This window comes from Paludisphaera rhizosphaerae (assembly GCF_011065895.1).
Taxonomy (GTDB): Bacteria; Planctomycetota; Planctomycetia; order Isosphaerales; family Isosphaeraceae; genus Paludisphaera; species Paludisphaera rhizosphaerae.
The window spans coordinates 1-294 of record NZ_JAALCR010000106.1; the positions used below are offsets into that span (position 1 = coordinate 1).

Below are 294 nucleotides of genomic sequence, written 5' to 3' on the forward strand. Positions count from 1 at the left end.
CGTCGAATCTTTCCGCATCTTCGTCAGAATCTGCACCGCCCGAAACAACTCGCGAGCCCGCGCCGACTGCAGCCGTCGCAGCCGTTCGCCCGCGTCGCCGGCCAGGAATGAGGCTCGCTCGGCCATCTCGAAGGCGTCGTCTCCTTCCACTTCCTCCACCTCGGCCAGCCGGTCTTGCAACCGCTCGACCTGAGCGTCCACGACGGCCCGCAGCAGCCCCCGCGCCTCGGCCTCGTCGGCCGGCCGGTCCACCAGTTCCCGCCAGCGTCGGCACCTGCTGAGCGCCGGGTCGTC

General features: G+C 70.4%; 1 protein-coding gene. It reads right to left on the reverse strand.

All coding sequences use genetic code 11. The features are described from left to right. Positions 1-294: hypothetical protein (locus tag G5C50_RS32185; protein ID WP_165076198.1), on the reverse strand; the 294-nt coding region annotated here is incomplete at both ends.